Below are 14,944 nucleotides of genomic sequence, written 5' to 3'. Positions count from 1 at the left end.
GGCGCTCATCACACCGTGGCACAGCGCCGACCAGTCCAGCGGACCGGCCACCGCGTCCGTCGTCGCCGCGGACAGACCACGATGCGCATCCCGCGGCCAACCCACGAGAATGCGGCGAGCACCAGGTAGCCACCGAGCAGCGCACCGACCCATCCGGCCCACCCGACCGGCGCATGACCCATCCCGGTCATGTCCATGCCGCCGTGACCGCCGGCGGATGTGTGCCCCGGTATCGAGGTACACATCCACACCATCGTCCCTGTCGCGGTGGCGAAGAACACCGGTACCGCACGAGGTCGTGACGTCCGCACCGCCCGCACCACGAACCACCCCGTCGACATCATGAGAACGACAATCCAGGCAGCTGCCGGGACCGCCGCGCCCCATGGCCAGATCATCGCGATCATCGATAGGCCCATAGCCAGGTGCAACATCTCGGAGAGTCGATGTTCCGCCGCCGGAGAGCGCCACGCAGCGGGTGGGCGCAGGCACCGGAGCAGGTGAAAGACGGCCGCCCCTCCGAACGCCACCGTCAGCAACCATCGGAGAGGGCCATTGCCGATCATCGGGGGAGACGTCCCGCGCGTAAGCGGCGTGTCACCGTGCCCCCATGAGAAGTGGCGGAGCCTCCGCCCGCCCGTACCGACGGGCCGAGGCCGACAGCGATGCAGCGCACATGCGGGGCCTTTAGCTCGGTAGATCGGCGCACGCCGCGGGCTAGTTCATCCGACCGGCAGGCACCGAACCTCAGTGGCAGCAATGGTGCTCGCTGGCGGTGTGCCCGGTGGCACCCAGGTCGTCGTCACGGCCGGCGGCGAGGCGTGACCACTGTGATGTGGGCCGGCCGTCGAGCCGGAACTGGTCGCCGTCGGTCCGGAAGCGCTGCGGCCAGCCTTGCGGCGAGTCCTCCCAGTCTTCCTGGCGACCGTAGACGGTCATGTCGAGCAGGCCGTACGACGGTGCCATCGCCTCGACGCCCCGCCCGGTGGTCCAGTAGGTCTCGAACACCCGGTCGCCCTGGCGCAGGTAGCACGCCTTCATCCCGAACGCGCGCCCGGCGACGAGGGTGTCGAGCGACTCCGCGGGCACCGAGTACCAGGGCGCCTGCCAGCCCATGAAGTCGCGGTAGCGAGACGTTTCCTCGTACGGCCCTTGGCAGAAGACCGCGAACGTGACGTCGCGCGAGTGCAGGTAGGACAGCTCGAGCACCTGGCCGTTGAAGAACGTGCAGCCCTCGCACTGGTCGGCGGCCGGCCTGCCCGTGTGCCACATGTGGTACGACGCGAACAGCTGGGTTCTCCCCTCGAAGACATCGAGCAGGGGCACCGGGCCGTCGGCACCGACCAGATGGGTGGTCGGGTCGACCTCGACCATGGGCAGCCGCCGGCGGGCCGCGGCGATGGCGTCGCCCTCGCGGGTGTGCGCCTTCTCGCGGAGCCGGAGCTCGTCGAGTTGCTTCTGCCAGGTCTCGCGGTCGGTGATCGGGGGTGTCGCTGGGGTGGTCATGGGCTCCTCCTCGGGCCGGTCGCTATGAGCCTAATAGCGGCTGCTAGGATCGAGCAAGTACGAGAGGGAGGTGTGCCATGCCAACCCAGCGGGGTTATCGGCAGGCCTGCGGCGTCGCACGCGGCCTCGACATCGTGGGTGAGCGGTGGTCGCTGCTCGTGGTGCGCGAGCTGCTGCTCGGGCCGAAACGGTTCACCGACCTCCAGCAGGCGCTCCCGACAGCCAGCCCCAACGCACTGTCCGACCGGCTGCGCGAGCTGGCCGACGCGGGCGTCCTACGCCGTCGGCAGCTGCCTCCGCCAGGCAACGTGCGGGTCTACGAGCTGACAACGTGGGGTCGCGGCCTCGAGCCGATCGTGGTCGCGCTTGGCACCTGGGCGCTGGCCGCCCCACCGACCGCGGAACAGCTCTTCGTAAGCGCGGACAGCGCCATGCTGAGCATCCGCACCTTCTTCGCGCCCGGGCCGGAGCAGCCCGAGGCGACGCTCCGGATCGAACTACGCGACCACGGTCCCGCCGGAGTGTTCGGCGTCCGCCTCACGTCGGCCAGCGCCGAGGTGTCCCACGAGCCGCCCGAAGAGCCGGACGCCGTCCTGATCACCACCACGGACGCTCTCCTCGCCGCCTTCGGCAGCGACGACCTGGCCGGGCTCGTAGCGGCCGGCGCCGTCATCATCGGCGATCCCGAAGTCGTCCGCCATCTCGTCGCGGGCGTGCGTGTCCCGGCCTCCACAGATAAGCACTCAAACGGCACCTGCGGCCAAGGAGGGCGGGCAGATCGCCGCCAGACGCCGCCCGAAAGGTGACCCACTGTCGGCCCCCAGCTCGGGTTCGCCCTGTTCTGGTCGACACTCCGGCCCGGCGTCGACCAAGGTCACGTGTACGCGTCTGCCGCAGCCCAGACGCGTTGATCGTTGTGCCTTCAGCACTGTCCGTAAACCATCCCAGTCCTCGCCCCACCTCCGGACGCACGCTTCTGCTTGATGTCCGGATACCTGGCTGGATTGCGATGCAGCATCGACCGGCACGTGCGCCGGCAGGAGCCTCGTCGCCGTATTCGCCCCGTGGGATCGGCCGGTGTTCTCGCGGTCCCGGCGAACGAGCAGCCCTTCAGCGGGTCACGGTCCGCGGTCGCGTCCGCTTCTGGCCGATGACGACAGTGCACTCGATCGTGCGGTGGAACGTCGGCGTGGGTCTATCGAACGAACGGCACTTCCCTGAAGTCCACCTATGCAGGATTTCCGGACCTGAAACCAGGCCCGGCCGTCAGAACATGCCGTGAGGGACCTCGGACGGCTCGGGAACCGGCTGGACGACGTCCCAGTGTTCGACGATCTGGCCGTCCACCAGCCTCCAGATGTCGACCACGGCGACATCGCATTCGTCCTCCGGTGTGACCATCCGGTAGTGCACGACGACGTACTCGTCGTCGGCGACGATTCGCTTCAGGTCGAGCTTCGCGTTCGCGACCGGCGCCGTGGCGATGAAATCGACGAAAGCATCCCGGCCAGAAGGGTTGCCCGGGCTGTGCTCGATGAAGTCCTCCCGCAGCAGGGTCCGCAGCACCTCGATGTTGCCGGCGGCGAACTGGTCGAAGCTGTGCAGCACCAACGTCTTGTTGCGCTCGGCGGCGCTCACATCAGTCATGCCGCGAGGATCGCAGTCGCATCCCCACGCCGTCGATTACATCACTGGTAATGGCCCAGACAGCACAGCTCGGTGACACTCGGGAGGTGCCTGCCCCCGAGCCAGTCGGCCACCTGCTGCGCCGGTGGCGCCTGCGGCGCAACCTCAGCCAACTCGACCTGGCGATCCGCGCGGGCGTGTCGGCCCGGCACGTCAGCTTCGTGGAAACGGGCCGCACCTTGCCCAGCAGCGCCATGGTCCTCCGCCTGGCCGAGCACCTCGGCGTGCCGCTGCGGGAGCGGAACCGCCTGCTGGTGGCGGCCGGACACGCCCCGGCCTTCCTCGAACGGCCGCTGGACGACCCGGAGTTCGAACAGGTACGCGCGGCGCTGCGGCTGATCCTGCGAGCCCACGAGCCGTACCCGGCGGCCGCGCTCGACCACCGATGGAACGTCCTGCTCGTTAACACGGCCTTCGACATCCTCCTCGAGGACGTCGACCCCGACCTGCTGCGACCGCCGATCAACCTGATGCGGCTCGGCTTCCACCCCAAGGGACTTGCGCCACGAATCCTCAACCTCGCCCAGGTGCGCGCGCACCTGTTGCCCAGACTCGACCGGCAAGCGACGCATGCCGGAGATCCGCAACTACACTCGCTGTACCAGGAGCTACGGTCATACGGACCGGACGAGCAGCCGCAGCCACCGGACCCGGCCGACATCGCCCTGCCGATCCGCCTGAACCACCGCGGCGTCGAACTGTGCTTCATCAACACCGTCACCACGTTCGGAGCCGCGTTCGACGTCACCCTGGCAGACGTCGCCATCGAGACCTACCTGCCCGCCAACGAGGCAACCGCGCAGCACTGCCGCCAGCTCGGCCAACCGCAAGCGAGTACCGAGACATAGCCGGCTGCTCCGACGACGCCCACGGTGTGCATCGACCCCTCACCGGACCCCTACGCGGCTTGAACTCGTCGATGACCTGCTCGACGACGTAGCCGGTCAGCTCATCAAGATCGCGTCGTCGAGGCCCTCCTCAGGGCGGGGCTCACGGTCTTCGTGATCGCCCCGAACCAGATCAAGCACCTGCGCCGCCGCTACGGCGCAGCGGCAACGCAGCGCTGGATCGAAAATCGCTCGCCGCGCTGAAGACCCCGTCGGCACAACGACTCGCCGACGCCGCGCTGTCCGGACAGCCACTGGCCTGGCTCAACCCGCCCCAACCGGCGACGTAGCTGCCCATTCCGACCCGACAGCCCGGGTGCCGCTCGTAGGATCGCAACCATGCTCGGGCAGCGGCCGCACCAGGCAGACAACCAACCCCGTACGCTGCGGTGACGCTGAGCCAAGCGGGCAGTCTGTGGGCGACGCTCGCGGTGACGCTGGTCCTGGGAGCCCTTCATCTGCTGGCGCCGTACATCCGGCGGACGCTACCGGTGCCCACCCAGGCGGCGACCTCGCTCGGCGGCGGCATCGCCGCAGCGTACGTCTTCCTCTACCTCCTGCCGCGCCTCGCCGAGGGTAACGAGGCGGTCGCCCACGTCCTGGAGGAAGAGGTCCGCGCCGGCCGGGTGCGCGGATTCATCCTGTTCCTCGTCGCGCTGATCGGCTTCTTCACGTTCTACGCCCTGGAACGCGCCACCCATCGGACGAAAGGGCATGAGCAGGAGCCCACCCGGCTGGTCTTCGCGTGTCAACTCGGCTTCTTCGCGCTCTACAGCGGCCTGATCACGTACACCTTGGCCACGAAGCTGGACGCGGGCCTCGCACCGGCGGCGCTGTTCGCCGTCGCCATGGGGCTGCACGTGCTGGCCACCGACGGCGTGCTGGCCGAGCACTTCCCGGTCAGCCTCACCACGCGGTGGCGCCTCGTTCTCGTCGCCGGCGCCGGTGCCGGCTGGTTGACCGCGGTCGTCGCCCAGCCCACCAGCGTGGTGATGAATCTGCTCACGGCGTTTCTCGGTGGCGGGATCCTGCTCAACGTCTTCGTCGACGAACTGGCACCCGAGAGGCACTCGAGCTTCGCCTGGTTCACCGTCGGGCTGGCCAGCTATTCAGCGCTCCTCGCGATCGCGACCTTCACCACGGAGCTGGGGGCCGCATGACGGCGAGGAGAACCCAGTTACCAGCACCGTTACGGGCAGTGGAGCCGGCCGCCGGCGTTCGAAGGAGGTGGCTGGCGGGCTCGTCTCGACCGACGACGACTACCTCGCCTTCGCCTCGGCTCTGCTCGCCGGCATGCCGCCGACCGGGCGCTGCAGTGCGTCACGAAACCGGCTCAGCCCGGCCGAACGGAAGAAGTCCCAGCCCGATTGGGAGGGGTCCAGCTCTCGGCGTCCACGTTGTCTGCCGTCGCCACGGAGCAGCATCCGCTAGTCCTCTTGACGGCCACCTCGCCAGACGGCCTCCAGCACATGGCGACGGTTACCGATCGCCATCGAGTGACCGCCAAACTGCCTTGCTCGCAGTGGTGTGGCGAGCCCCCGGCGGCACTGCTCCACGCCGCGCAGCGAACGCGCGGAACTGCCGATGAGCGTGTATCTGATCATGCTGGGCCTGGTGATGGCAGCGACCGGTGGTGTCAGTTTGGATCAGCGCGGCCGGAGGCTGTCGATGAGGAAACCGGTGCGGCGGTCGTAGTCTTCGCGCGTGGGTGTGGGCAGCGCGCGTAGGGCGAGTCCGTTGGCGACGTCGGCATAGTACAGGTCACTCACCGTGAAGTCGGGGCGCAGCACTCCTGCGTCGTGACCGCGCTGGAGGAGGGTCTCGGTCATCTCGTTGGCGGCTTTGGCGAGTGCGACGAGTTGTCCGGACTTGGGGTACATCATGAGGAGCGCGTCGGTGAACGCGGGTTCGCGGTACTGCAGGTCGCGCCGGTCGATGATGTAGGTGGCGATGGCCTCCCATGGGTCATCGGTTCGCCGAGCCCTGTTCATGATCGCGTGCATCTCGGTAGCGACGAGTTCGCCGATCACGGCGTCGATGAGACCGTCCCGCCCGCCGAAGCGGTTGTAGATCGTGGCCTTGCTGACCCCTGCCGCGCTAGCGATCTCTTCCAGCGGCGTGGCCAGTCCACGTCCCCGGAATGCGGCGATGGCGGCAGCGCGGATATGAGCGACGTTGCGGGCGGCATCGGCGCGGAGCGGCGTCCCCGTCGCGCGGCCAGGGTCTCCGCTGGTCGGCGTACTGGTCGCGGCGGAACTCACACTCGCACCCTATCAAGTTGACGCAGAAGTTAACTTGACTATAGGGTCAACTTCGTCGTCGATCCCGCAGAAGGGCGGTCACGATGTCCAAGTCCATCGCCGTGTTCGGGGCGGGCCCGGGTCTCGGTCAAGCCGTTGCCCACCGCTACGGGAGAGAGGGCTACTCCGTCGTACTCGTTGGCCGCCGCCAGGAGCCGCTCGACCAGCTCGCCAAGCAGCTAGCCGCGGACGGGGCGCAGGCCCATGCGATCAGCGCCGACCTCGCCGACACAGCCGCCATCGCGGAGCTCGCTGACCGTATCCGCGCGGCTGTCGGTGATCTCGACGTGATCTACTACGGCGCCGCAGCCAACGGGTTCATTCCAGTACTCGACCTGACACCCCAGCGCGTACAAGACCTCATGCCGCTCGGCGTCTACGGGCTGCTTGCGCTGGTGCGGGAGTTCCTGCCGAGCATGATCGCCCGAGGGACCGGTGCGATTCTGAGCGCGCAGGGAGCCAGCGCCCTACGCGGCAATGCCGACATCGCCGGTGGAGTCGCCCTGGCCGCCCAACGCAACTACCTTCAGGCCTTGCACGCCGAGGTGGCCGGCAAGGGCGTCTACGTCGGCGGACTCTACATCGGTGCCGCGATCGAGAACACGCCCTTCCACGCTAGGTTCCAAGCGGCCAAGGCCGCCGGCGCCCCCGTTCCCGAACTCCCCACTGTCGACCCCGTCCGCCTGGCGGACCTGCTGTGGACCATGCACAACACGACAGGTCAACTGGAAGTCACCTACCCGCACGACCTCCTCACCAAATAGCACCTCGTACAGCCACCGCCGAACTCGCCTCGGCCACCCATCCCGCTATCACACCCGCCCGACGCACTCTTCTGCCGCACTGCGCGCGCTCATGCCGAGAAGCGGACGCGTGGACTGCGCACGAGGGCGTCATGGCGGGTTCGATTCCGGAGCACTACGAGCACTACGAGCGGATGTCGCGCGGTTGAGGGAGGTTTCACTGCGGTCCGTCGCAGCGCCGTCCGTCACGGCGAAGCGGATCACGAGTGGACCACGACGTCCCAGCGCCCACACGGTGAGCGCGAAGCAGCAGAGCGCCATTCCCGTGATCGTGACCGCTGTCCAGCCGCCCGCAGACCAGAGCGTGGTCGCGGCGGCGGAACCGATAGCAGCGCCGATAAAGTTGCCGGTGGCTAGCGCCGTGTTGAGCCGGCTGCGGGCCTCGTGGGAGAGGGCGAACAGCCGCGCCCGGTTGAGGAGGGCCTGCGTCTGAAGGGCAACATCGATCATGATGATCACGATGATGATAAGTACGACGGACCGGCCGGCGAACGCCGCGACGACGAAGGCGCCGAGGGCCAGTACCCATGCCACGCCGGTGGCCGGAAGCGACCAACCGCGGTCGTGCAGGCGACCGCCGTGCAGGCCGGAAAGGACACTAGCGAGGCCAGCCAACCCGAACAACCCAATCACCGCTACCGGGTACCGGAACGGCGGACCGCTGAGCAGGAACGTCAGCGCCGTCCAGAACAGCGAGAACGCGGCGAACCCTGTGGCGGCCAGGACCAGCGTCCATCGGGCCGCCCGCTCGCGCATGACCACCGCGCCGACCGAGGCGATGAGCGCCGGGTACGGCATGCGCGTCCGCGGTGCCAGCGGTGGAATCGCGCGGTAGAGCAGGACCGCGAGCAGGACGGCGACGACCGCGCCGAGGGCGAAGATCGCACGCCACCCGGCGGCGCCGGCGACGAACCCGCTGATCGTGCGGGAGGCCAAGATACCGGTGAGGGTCCCAGACCCGACGGCACCGACGATCCGTCCGCGGTGGGCGTCGCCGGCAAGGTCCCCGGCGAGCGGTGTGAGGACCTGCCCGGAAATCGTCGTCACGCCGAGCACGCCCAGTGCGAGGAGGAGTACGCCGATCGACGGCGCCAGCGCGCACAGCAGCAGTGCGGCGGCCGAGGTCAGCAGCATCACCGGGACGAACCGGCGGCGGTCCAGGACGTCGCCGAGCGGCACGAGCAGCAGGACGCCGACGGCGTACCCGACCTGGGTCGCGGTGACGAGCCAGCCGGCCGTCGCGGTCGCGGCGCGTAGATCGCCTGCGATGAAGCTGAGCAGCGGCTGCGCCCAGTACAGGTTGCCGATGGCCGCTCCCGCCGCCAACGCGAACAGGAACGTCAGCCGAGGGCTCATCTCCGACGGCGGTGCCATGCGGGGTGCTGCCACCCTGCCACGCTAAGGCGCGGGATCAAGGCGCGGGGTCCAGCGAGGGCCTGAGCGTGGCAGGGCCGCATCCGCCGGGGTGTCCAGATCTCTCCCGGCACCCTTCAGGCGTGCCCGGACAGGTCGACACGGCGGGCAACGACAGTCCCCACCGGTGAGGTCGCAGGAGGGCACAAGACGCTGTCATGGCGATCGCGCGGGTATGGCTCGTCGCGTTCGCGGCCAGCGGGCGACGTTGCCTTGGCATGATCGGGTGCGCACATCTGCCGCGAGTCGGGCGGGTCCGACGGCACGACCGGATCTGCCGAGAAGGTTGCATCCGGCCTCGAGATGTTGCCACCGTGCCAGTTACCCCTGGGGGTCATTCGTCAGAGTTCAGGGGGCGGACCGGCCCACCGTGCCGAGCGGTATGCGCGTGCGACCGTGGACGAAGTGGCGGCCAGCTGCGGACGGGACGGCACCCAGACGGTCTGAATGCCGAGGTGCGCGTTCATCGCAGCGAGCTGGTACTCCTGGCGAAGGTCCGCGGCCGTACGTACGCCGCGGACGATGACCGTGGCGCCCCGGCGCACGCAGTAGGCGGTGGTCAGGCCGGTCCAGGTGTCAACCTCGACATTGCCCCAGGCTGCCGGCATGGCGTTGCGCACGCGTGCGGCCCTGACAGTGGCCTCGGCGGTTGGTTGCTTGTCGGCGTTCACCGCCAGCAACACGATGACCTGGTCGAACATCACCCGGGCGCGAGCCACGAGGTCGCGGTGCCCCGGGGTGAACGGATCGAACGTACCGGGATAGACCGCCAGCGAACCGTGTGCCGGCACCACTCCAGGAGTTGACCTAGCCGTCACCGCGACTCCAACCACATGGCCACGATCATGCCAGCAGTGCAGGCGCCGACCCGACTTTGGGCCTTGCCGTCACCGCCGACCACCGCAGACATCCTGATCTGCCGCTGATGGCGCTGGGAGAGCTCACCTAGGGTGACGGGTATGAGCGCGAACCTACCGGACGCCTTAGCCCCGCGAAGCTGTCACGCTCGCGACTTGTCAGCGCTGATCGGACTCCTTGCAGTGATCGAAGGCGAGCTCATGGCGGGCGAGGTCTCCCGACACCTGTCAGACCGTATTCGAGATCGGCTCGAGCGGGTGGAGCTCCTTGAGCCGGGTGGGAGCGAGCGGGACCTGCGTCAGTCGATCAACGATCTCAACCATCGGCTGCGGCATGCCCTGGGCGAGTACGGCGAGCCGCCGCGCCCCTTGGCGATGCCCGAGTAGGACCGGCGGTCAGGTCAGTTACAGGTAGCCGCAATCCGCTCGTTCCGGCTGTCCGCGACTGGTCCGGAGCGAGCAAAAGCCCCTTCGTAGGTTGCTTTGGGGGTCCTGACGGTCTCGTCGTAGGTTTGATCGGGTCGCCTGTCAATCCCTACTGTCGCACAGTGGACGTGGACTGGAACGCAGAGCTGGTCGATCAGCTTGAGTGGCACTGGCAGCATCAGCTTCGGCCACGGCTGGACGGGCTGACTGATGACGAGTACTTCTGGCAGCCGGTCCCGGGCTCTTGGACCCTTCGCCGGCGCGGCCAGAGTTCTGCGCCGACGTCGATTGGCGCAGGCGAATTCACCTTGGACTACGCCAGCCCGTCATACGACCGCCCGCGGTCACCACGATCGCCTGGCGGCTGGCGCACCTCATTGACGTCTACGGGCCACCGACCGCACCCCATCTCGATGGCTCGCTTACGCGGATGCGCCGATGGCGAAGCTCATCCTGCACGTACACCGCGAGGTCATTCACCACGGCGCCGAGATATCCCTGCTGCGAGACCTCTATCTATGGAAAGGCAGCCAAGGTCACCTCTGACGTCCCGGTAGTCGTTCCGATCTGGTGCACGCTCATGCCGCAGTCCGGCGCTGACGTTCGTCGGTGAGCAACCGGAAGCCGATGAGCGGATACCAGCCGGGATCGTCGAGGAGCAGCCTGCCGTCCTCGACGAGCAAGAGTGCGGCAGCCGCGGTGAACTGCTTGCTCACAGAGGCCAGCTGATACCGCGTCTCCGTGGCGTCGTCCACGATGAAGTCCTCACCCTGCCGCACCAGAATCTCCGCTCGCATCATGGCGCCGACCCTAATGCTTTCGCGCCCGTCAGGCGTGGGCGCTGGAGTGGTCACCGACCCAGTGCAACCCAAGGTCAGGTGCGCGCATCTGCCGCAGACCGTGCCCGGTCAGCGCCCGCTCGTGCCGAATTGAGTGCACGCATCTTGGTCGATTTCGGCGTTCGAATTTGAGCGTCAGCCGGTGAAGCCGAGCAGCTGGTCCCGAGTACCCGATAAAACGAAGCGGCGGCCCGGGAACCGCCCCGGGCCGCCGCTTGTTGTTCATGCCTGAAAGTAGTGCCCCTCGTCCAGGTCGGCGATTAGGCCGGGGTGGGTCGGGGTCCAGCCGAGCAGTTCGCGGGTGATCACGGCCGACGTCGGGTTGTCCATCTGCGCGAACGACCCGAGGAAGCCGAAGTGGTCGCCCGCCTCCTCGGGGCTGATGCTGCGGACCGGGATGTCCAGGTTACGGCCGACGGCGGTGGCGATCTCGGCGAAGGGGACGCCCTCGTCGGCGACCCCGTGCAGGCGCGAGCCGGCCGGCGCGTTCTCGAGGGCGAGCCGGTAGAGGTTGGCCGCGTCGAGCGTGTGCACGGCCGGCCAACGGTTGGTGCCCTCGCCGACGTATGCGGCGTACCCGTTCTGTCGGGCGGTGGCAATGATGGCGGTGATGAAGCCGTGGTGGTCGAGCGAGCTGTGCACCGTGGGCGCGAGCCGGACGATCGAGGAACGCACGCCGCGCGAGGCGAGGTTGGCCACGAAGTTCTCCGCGTCGATCCGGTAGCCGCCCGGGAACACGTCCCGTTCGGTGCCGGCGCGGCCGACGACGCCGCCCATGACGAGCATGGCCGTCCCGCTCGTGCCGACGAGCGGCTTGCCGGAGCCGTCCAGACCGTCGGCCAGTGCCTTGAGGGCGACCAGGTCGGCCTCGGCAGCGGCGGCCATGTCGCCGGTCAGCATGAGGTCGTGGCGGAACGCGAGGTGGATCACACCGTCGGAGGCGGCCGCCTCCTCGCGTAGCACGTCGAGGTCGGACAAGTCGCCGCGGCGCACCTGGGCGCCGAGCTTCTCGATCGCGGCGGCCGACGCGTCGGAGCGGGCCAGGCCCACGACCTGGTGCCCGGCGGAGAGTAGTTCCGGCAGGACCGCGGAGCCGAGGTGGCCGGAGGCGCCGGTGACGAATACCCGCATCGTGGTTCCTTCCCAAGGACCGATGTCATCTTGTGACATGACCGTACACCGTGATGTCACCACGCGACATGCTCTCGCCGAGAAGATGTCGCCGTGTGACATCAGATACCATCGCCGACATGGCCCGCTGGCAACCGGACGCGCGCGGCCGCTTGGAGGCGGCCGCCTTGGAGCTGTTCCGCGAGCGCGGCTTCGACCAGACCACGGTCACCGACATTGCGGCCCGCGCCGGCGTCGACAAACGCACGTTCTACCGGCTCTTCGGCGACAAGCGCGAGGCGCTCTTCAGCGGCGGCAAGCTGCTGGAGGAGGTCCTGGTCAAGGCGGTCGCCGAGACGGGCGCCGCCCCTTTCGAGACGGTTATCGCCGCCTTCCAACGGGTGGCGGACGAGATCTTCGCCGATCGCCTCGACCTGGCTCGGGTGCGCCAGTCCATCATCGAAGGCAGCCCCGAGCTGCAGGAGCGCGAGCTGCGCAAGACGGGCTCGCTGGCGGCGGCGGTCGCCGCCGCCCTGCGCGCCAAGGGCGTCGGCGAGACCACGGCCACCCTGGCCACCGAGTCGGGCGTCACGGTCTTCCGGGTGGCGTTCGCCCGCTGGGTCGCGCCCGGCTGCGACGCCTCCCTCACCGACCTGATCGCCGAGATGGCCGCCGAGCTGCGCGCAGTCACATCGGCCCCAGCCGTTCCGGCCCCGAACGCGGCGACGCCCACCTGACGGTCGTGACGAAACGTCGGCAACACTACTGAACGGGTGCACTCTTATGCCGCCGGGCGTCACGGGGCGTCACGAATTCGCGGTGGCGCTCGAGGCACGGTCGTGCCGAATTGAATGTGGCCGCGATTGGCGGACCGCCACGGTACGTGCTGTGTCACCTGCCCGATCCGGTCGCTGAACTTCGCGGCAATCCGAAGCTACCGAGTGAGTGAGCCTAGGGCTCGGCGGATTGAAGTCTTGGCTTGGCTCCGTAGCGCAGGCCGTCGACGAGCAGGGCGATCATGCGCTCGGCGCGGATGAGGTCGGGGTGGGACAGGTTGGCCACCGCGTGCAGGAGTTCCATGGGCTCGATGTCCCCGCGGATCTCGCCGGCGGCGGACGCGGCGGCGAGCAGCGAGCCGAGGGCGGGTTCGAAGCGCTGCTGGAAGTAGGCGGGCAGCGGTTCGAAGGCGGGATTGCCGGAGTGCAGCGCCGCGGCGAGGCCGTGTTTGGTCGCGAGGAACCCGGTGTACCGCCGCAGCCAGCGAGTGAGGGCCTCGAGCGGTTCGTACTCGGCGGCCAGGGTGGCCGCAGTGTCGGCGCAGGCGTCGACCTCGTGCCGAAAGACGGCGGTGACCAGGTCGGAGCGCTCCGGGAAGTGGCGGTAGAAGGTGGCGAGCCCGACCCCGGCCTTGGCGGCGATCTCGCGTACCGGGGCGTCCACGCCTGAGGTGGCGAAGACCTCGCGGGCCGCGTCGAGCAGCGCGTCGATGTTGCGTTGCGCGTCGGCGCGGACGCGACGTGGCCGGTCAGGTGTGGCCGCGCTCACTGAAGGCCTCCCGTTCATAAGTGAGAACATGTTCCGTATAGTGTTAAGTGATAACCCGTTCCGCTTGGTCGATGATACGCCTCCGGAGGAGAGCCATGCACTACCGCACGCTGGGCCGCACCGGCATCCAGGTCAGCCCGTACTGCCTGGGCGCGATGATGTTCGGCGGGGCCGGCAACCCCGACCACGACGACTCGATCCGCATCATCCACAAGGCCCTGGACGCCGGCATCAACTTCGTCGACACGGCCGACATGTACTCGCGCGGCGAGTCCGAGGAGATCGTCGGCAAGGCGCTCAAGGGGCGCCGTGACGACGTCGTGCTCGCCACGAAGGTGTGGGGACCGATGGGTGACGACCCGAACCAGCGCGGCAACTCCCGACGCTGGATCATCGCCGAGGTCGAGAACTCGCTGCGCCGCCTGCGGACCGACCACATCGACCTGTACCAGGTCCACCGGCCCGACCCGACGGTCGACGTCGAGGAGACCCTGTCCGCGTTGACTGACCTCGTACGCAGCGGCAAGGTCCGCGTGATCGGATCGTCATGCTTCCCCGCCTCCGACATCGTCGAGGCCCAGTGGGCCGCCGAGCGCCGCGGCCTCGAACGGTTCCGCACCGAGCAGCCGCCCTACTCGATCCTCGACCGCGGCATCGAGCGCGAGATCCTGCCCGTCGCCGAGCGGTACGGGATGGGCACGCTCGTCTGGAGCCCGCTGGCCCAGGGCATGCTCACCGGACGCTTCCGCAAGGGCCAGCAGGCCGACACCCACCGCGCCGCCTTCGGCTTCAAGCACTACCGCGACGAGCGCCGCCTCGACGCCGTGGAGCAGCTCATCCCGCTCGCCGAGCAGGCCGGAATGAAGCTGACCCACCTCGCGATGGCGTTCGCGATCGCCCACCCCGGCGTCACCTCGGCCATCATCGGGCCGCGCACCATGGAACACCTCGACGACCTGCTCGCCGGCGCGAACGTCACCCTCGACGACAAGATCCTCGACGAGATCGACGCGATCGTGGCGCCCGGCACCGACGTCGGCCGGCTCGACATGGCCTACGCCCCGCCCGCACTTGAGCGCGCCACGTTGCGCCGGCGCCCGGCCGACGAGCGCGCCGCCGGCTGAGAAAGACGGGAGAACACCGTGACCGCGACGCCCATCACCCGCCGCTGGTGGGTGATGGGCGTCAGCGGCATCGCCGAGCTGATGGTGACGCTCCGCCGGGGTGGCGACGCCGCCGGCGGTGAACAGACCATCGACGTAGTCGAGGCGTGCCCCCCGTCTTGATCGGAATGCTCCAGGGAACCGGCCAGCTACGGCCCGATGCGCCACCGGCCGCGCACCAGGCAGGCTCGAGAGCCCCGGGAACTTCATCTGCATGATCAGGTGCACTAATCTGCCGCGATGCGCTCGCTACGCATAGTCACAGCAAGTGGCGGGCCGGCATCCGGGCCTGCCGATGTGCGTGCCGCTTATTGGGCACTGGCCAGCAGGATCGCCTGATCGTCCCGCTCCTTGCCCTGCGCACGTCGCACCAGCCGGCACACCTCCCGTAGGCCGGCAGCCTCGATCT

At 68.7% G+C, this 14,944-nt stretch carries 17 protein-coding genes and 1 pseudogene; 9 read left to right on the top strand and 9 right to left on the bottom strand.

The features are described 5' to 3' along the window. Window positions 1-8 precede the first annotated feature (8 nt). Together ACGFI9_RS36975 and ACGFI9_RS36970 are read right to left on the bottom strand one after the other, a co-directional pair. Window positions 9-566 (bottom strand): DUF5134 domain-containing protein, encoded by a 558-nt coding sequence (locus ACGFI9_RS36975; protein WP_393185713.1) that lies wholly within the window; start codon window positions 564-566, stop codon window positions 9-11. A 181-nt stretch (window positions 567-747) separates the two neighbouring features. After that, window positions 748-1,506, bottom strand: coding sequence for a DUF899 family protein (locus ACGFI9_RS36970; protein WP_393185711.1), 759 nt, complete (start codon window positions 1,504-1,506; stop codon window positions 748-750). Window positions 1,507-1,583: 77 nt separating this feature from the next. Between ACGFI9_RS36970 and ACGFI9_RS36965 the strand changes: the two genes are divergently transcribed. Next, complete coding sequence (locus tag ACGFI9_RS36965; protein ID WP_393185709.1) at window positions 1,584-2,312, top strand: winged helix-turn-helix transcriptional regulator; 729 nt, start codon at window positions 1,584-1,586, stop codon at window positions 2,310-2,312. Window positions 2,313-2,772: 460 nt separating this feature from the next. On the opposite strand, the gene ACGFI9_RS36960 is transcribed toward ACGFI9_RS36965, so the two are convergent. Further along, window positions 2,773-3,153 carry a nuclear transport factor 2 family protein gene (locus tag ACGFI9_RS36960; protein ID WP_393185707.1) on the bottom strand — a complete coding sequence of 127 codons (381 nt, stop codon included), beginning with the start codon at window positions 3,151-3,153 and terminating at the stop codon, window positions 2,773-2,775. Window positions 3,154-3,239: 86 nt separating this feature from the next. On the opposite strand from ACGFI9_RS36960, the gene ACGFI9_RS36955 reads away from it, so the two are divergent. Continuing rightward, on the top strand, window positions 3,240-4,040 hold the full coding sequence (locus ACGFI9_RS36955) for a helix-turn-helix domain-containing protein (RefSeq protein ID WP_393185705.1): 801 nt from the start codon (window positions 3,240-3,242) through the stop codon (window positions 4,038-4,040). Between the two features lie 428 nt (window positions 4,041-4,468). Continuing rightward, window positions 4,469-5,239 carry a hypothetical protein gene (locus ACGFI9_RS36950; RefSeq protein WP_280841605.1) on the top strand — a complete coding sequence of 257 codons (771 nt, stop codon included), beginning with the start codon at window positions 4,469-4,471 and terminating at the stop codon, window positions 5,237-5,239. A 486-nt stretch (window positions 5,240-5,725) separates the two neighbouring features. Here ACGFI9_RS36950 and ACGFI9_RS36945 read toward each other — a convergent pair whose 3' ends face one another. Continuing rightward, window positions 5,726-6,340: a TetR/AcrR family transcriptional regulator gene (locus ACGFI9_RS36945; RefSeq protein WP_393185703.1), complete on the bottom strand. Its 615-nt coding sequence runs from the start codon at window positions 6,338-6,340 to the stop codon at window positions 5,726-5,728. Window positions 6,341-6,423: 83 nt separating this feature from the next. Here ACGFI9_RS36945 and ACGFI9_RS36940 point away from each other — a divergent pair, with 83 nt between their 5' ends. Beyond that, window positions 6,424-7,143 carry an SDR family NAD(P)-dependent oxidoreductase gene (locus ACGFI9_RS36940; RefSeq protein ID WP_393185701.1) on the top strand — a complete coding sequence of 240 codons (720 nt, stop codon included), beginning with the start codon at window positions 6,424-6,426 and terminating at the stop codon, window positions 7,141-7,143. Between the two features lie 129 nt (window positions 7,144-7,272). Here ACGFI9_RS36940 and ACGFI9_RS36935 read toward each other — a convergent pair whose 3' ends face one another. Both ACGFI9_RS36935 and coaD read right to left on the bottom strand, forming a co-directional pair. Continuing rightward, a complete protein-coding gene (locus tag ACGFI9_RS36935; RefSeq protein ID WP_393185699.1) occupies window positions 7,273-8,571 on the bottom strand; it encodes an MFS transporter in 1,299 nt (432 codons plus the stop codon). Between the two features lie 365 nt (window positions 8,572-8,936). Further along, the gene (gene coaD / locus ACGFI9_RS36930) at window positions 8,937-9,389 is read right to left on the bottom strand and encodes a pantetheine-phosphate adenylyltransferase (protein WP_393185698.1); all 453 of its coding nucleotides are present in this window, start codon (window positions 9,387-9,389) and stop codon (window positions 8,937-8,939) included. Between the two features lie 219 nt (window positions 9,390-9,608). On the opposite strand from coaD, the gene ACGFI9_RS36925 reads away from it, so the two are divergent. After that, complete coding sequence (locus tag ACGFI9_RS36925; RefSeq protein ID WP_393185696.1) at window positions 9,609-9,839, top strand: hypothetical protein; 231 nt, start codon at window positions 9,609-9,611, stop codon at window positions 9,837-9,839. A 167-nt stretch (window positions 9,840-10,006) separates the two neighbouring features. Then, window positions 10,007-10,424 (top strand): annotated as a pseudogene (locus ACGFI9_RS36920) (DinB family protein). Window positions 10,425-10,456: 32 nt separating this feature from the next. Here the strand turns inward: ACGFI9_RS36920 and ACGFI9_RS36915 are convergent. Continuing rightward, window positions 10,457-10,678 (bottom strand): serine hydrolase, encoded by a 222-nt coding sequence (locus ACGFI9_RS36915; RefSeq protein ID WP_393185694.1) that lies wholly within the window; start codon window positions 10,676-10,678, stop codon window positions 10,457-10,459. A 261-nt stretch (window positions 10,679-10,939) separates the two neighbouring features. Further along, complete coding sequence (locus tag ACGFI9_RS36910) at window positions 10,940-11,848, bottom strand: SDR family oxidoreductase (RefSeq protein ID WP_393185692.1); 909 nt, start codon at window positions 11,846-11,848, stop codon at window positions 10,940-10,942. Window positions 11,849-11,967: 119 nt separating this feature from the next. Between ACGFI9_RS36910 and ACGFI9_RS36905 the strand changes: the two genes are divergently transcribed. Beyond that, window positions 11,968-12,564, top strand: a complete 597-nt coding sequence (locus ACGFI9_RS36905) for a TetR family transcriptional regulator (protein ID WP_393185691.1) — start codon at window positions 11,968-11,970, stop codon at window positions 12,562-12,564. Between the two features lie 214 nt (window positions 12,565-12,778). Here ACGFI9_RS36905 and ACGFI9_RS36900 read toward each other — a convergent pair whose 3' ends face one another. Further along, a complete protein-coding gene (locus ACGFI9_RS36900; protein WP_393185689.1) occupies window positions 12,779-13,372 on the bottom strand; it encodes a TetR/AcrR family transcriptional regulator in 594 nt (197 codons plus the stop codon). A gap of 95 nt (window positions 13,373-13,467) precedes the next feature. Here ACGFI9_RS36900 and ACGFI9_RS36895 point away from each other — a divergent pair, with 95 nt between their 5' ends. Next, on the top strand, window positions 13,468-14,496 hold the full coding sequence (locus ACGFI9_RS36895) for an aldo/keto reductase (protein ID WP_393185687.1): 1,029 nt from the start codon (window positions 13,468-13,470) through the stop codon (window positions 14,494-14,496). Window positions 14,497-14,514: 18 nt separating this feature from the next. Next, window positions 14,515-14,658, top strand: a complete 144-nt coding sequence (locus ACGFI9_RS36890; protein WP_393185685.1) for a hypothetical protein — start codon at window positions 14,515-14,517, stop codon at window positions 14,656-14,658. Window positions 14,659-14,944 lie beyond the last annotated feature (286 nt).

It is taken from the genome of Micromonospora sp. NPDC048930 (assembly GCF_043197935.1).
Taxonomy (GTDB): domain Bacteria; phylum Actinomycetota; class Actinomycetes; order Mycobacteriales; family Micromonosporaceae; genus Micromonospora.
Note: the sequence above shows the minus strand (reverse complement) of the source record. Positions and strands in the feature narration are given on the sequence as shown.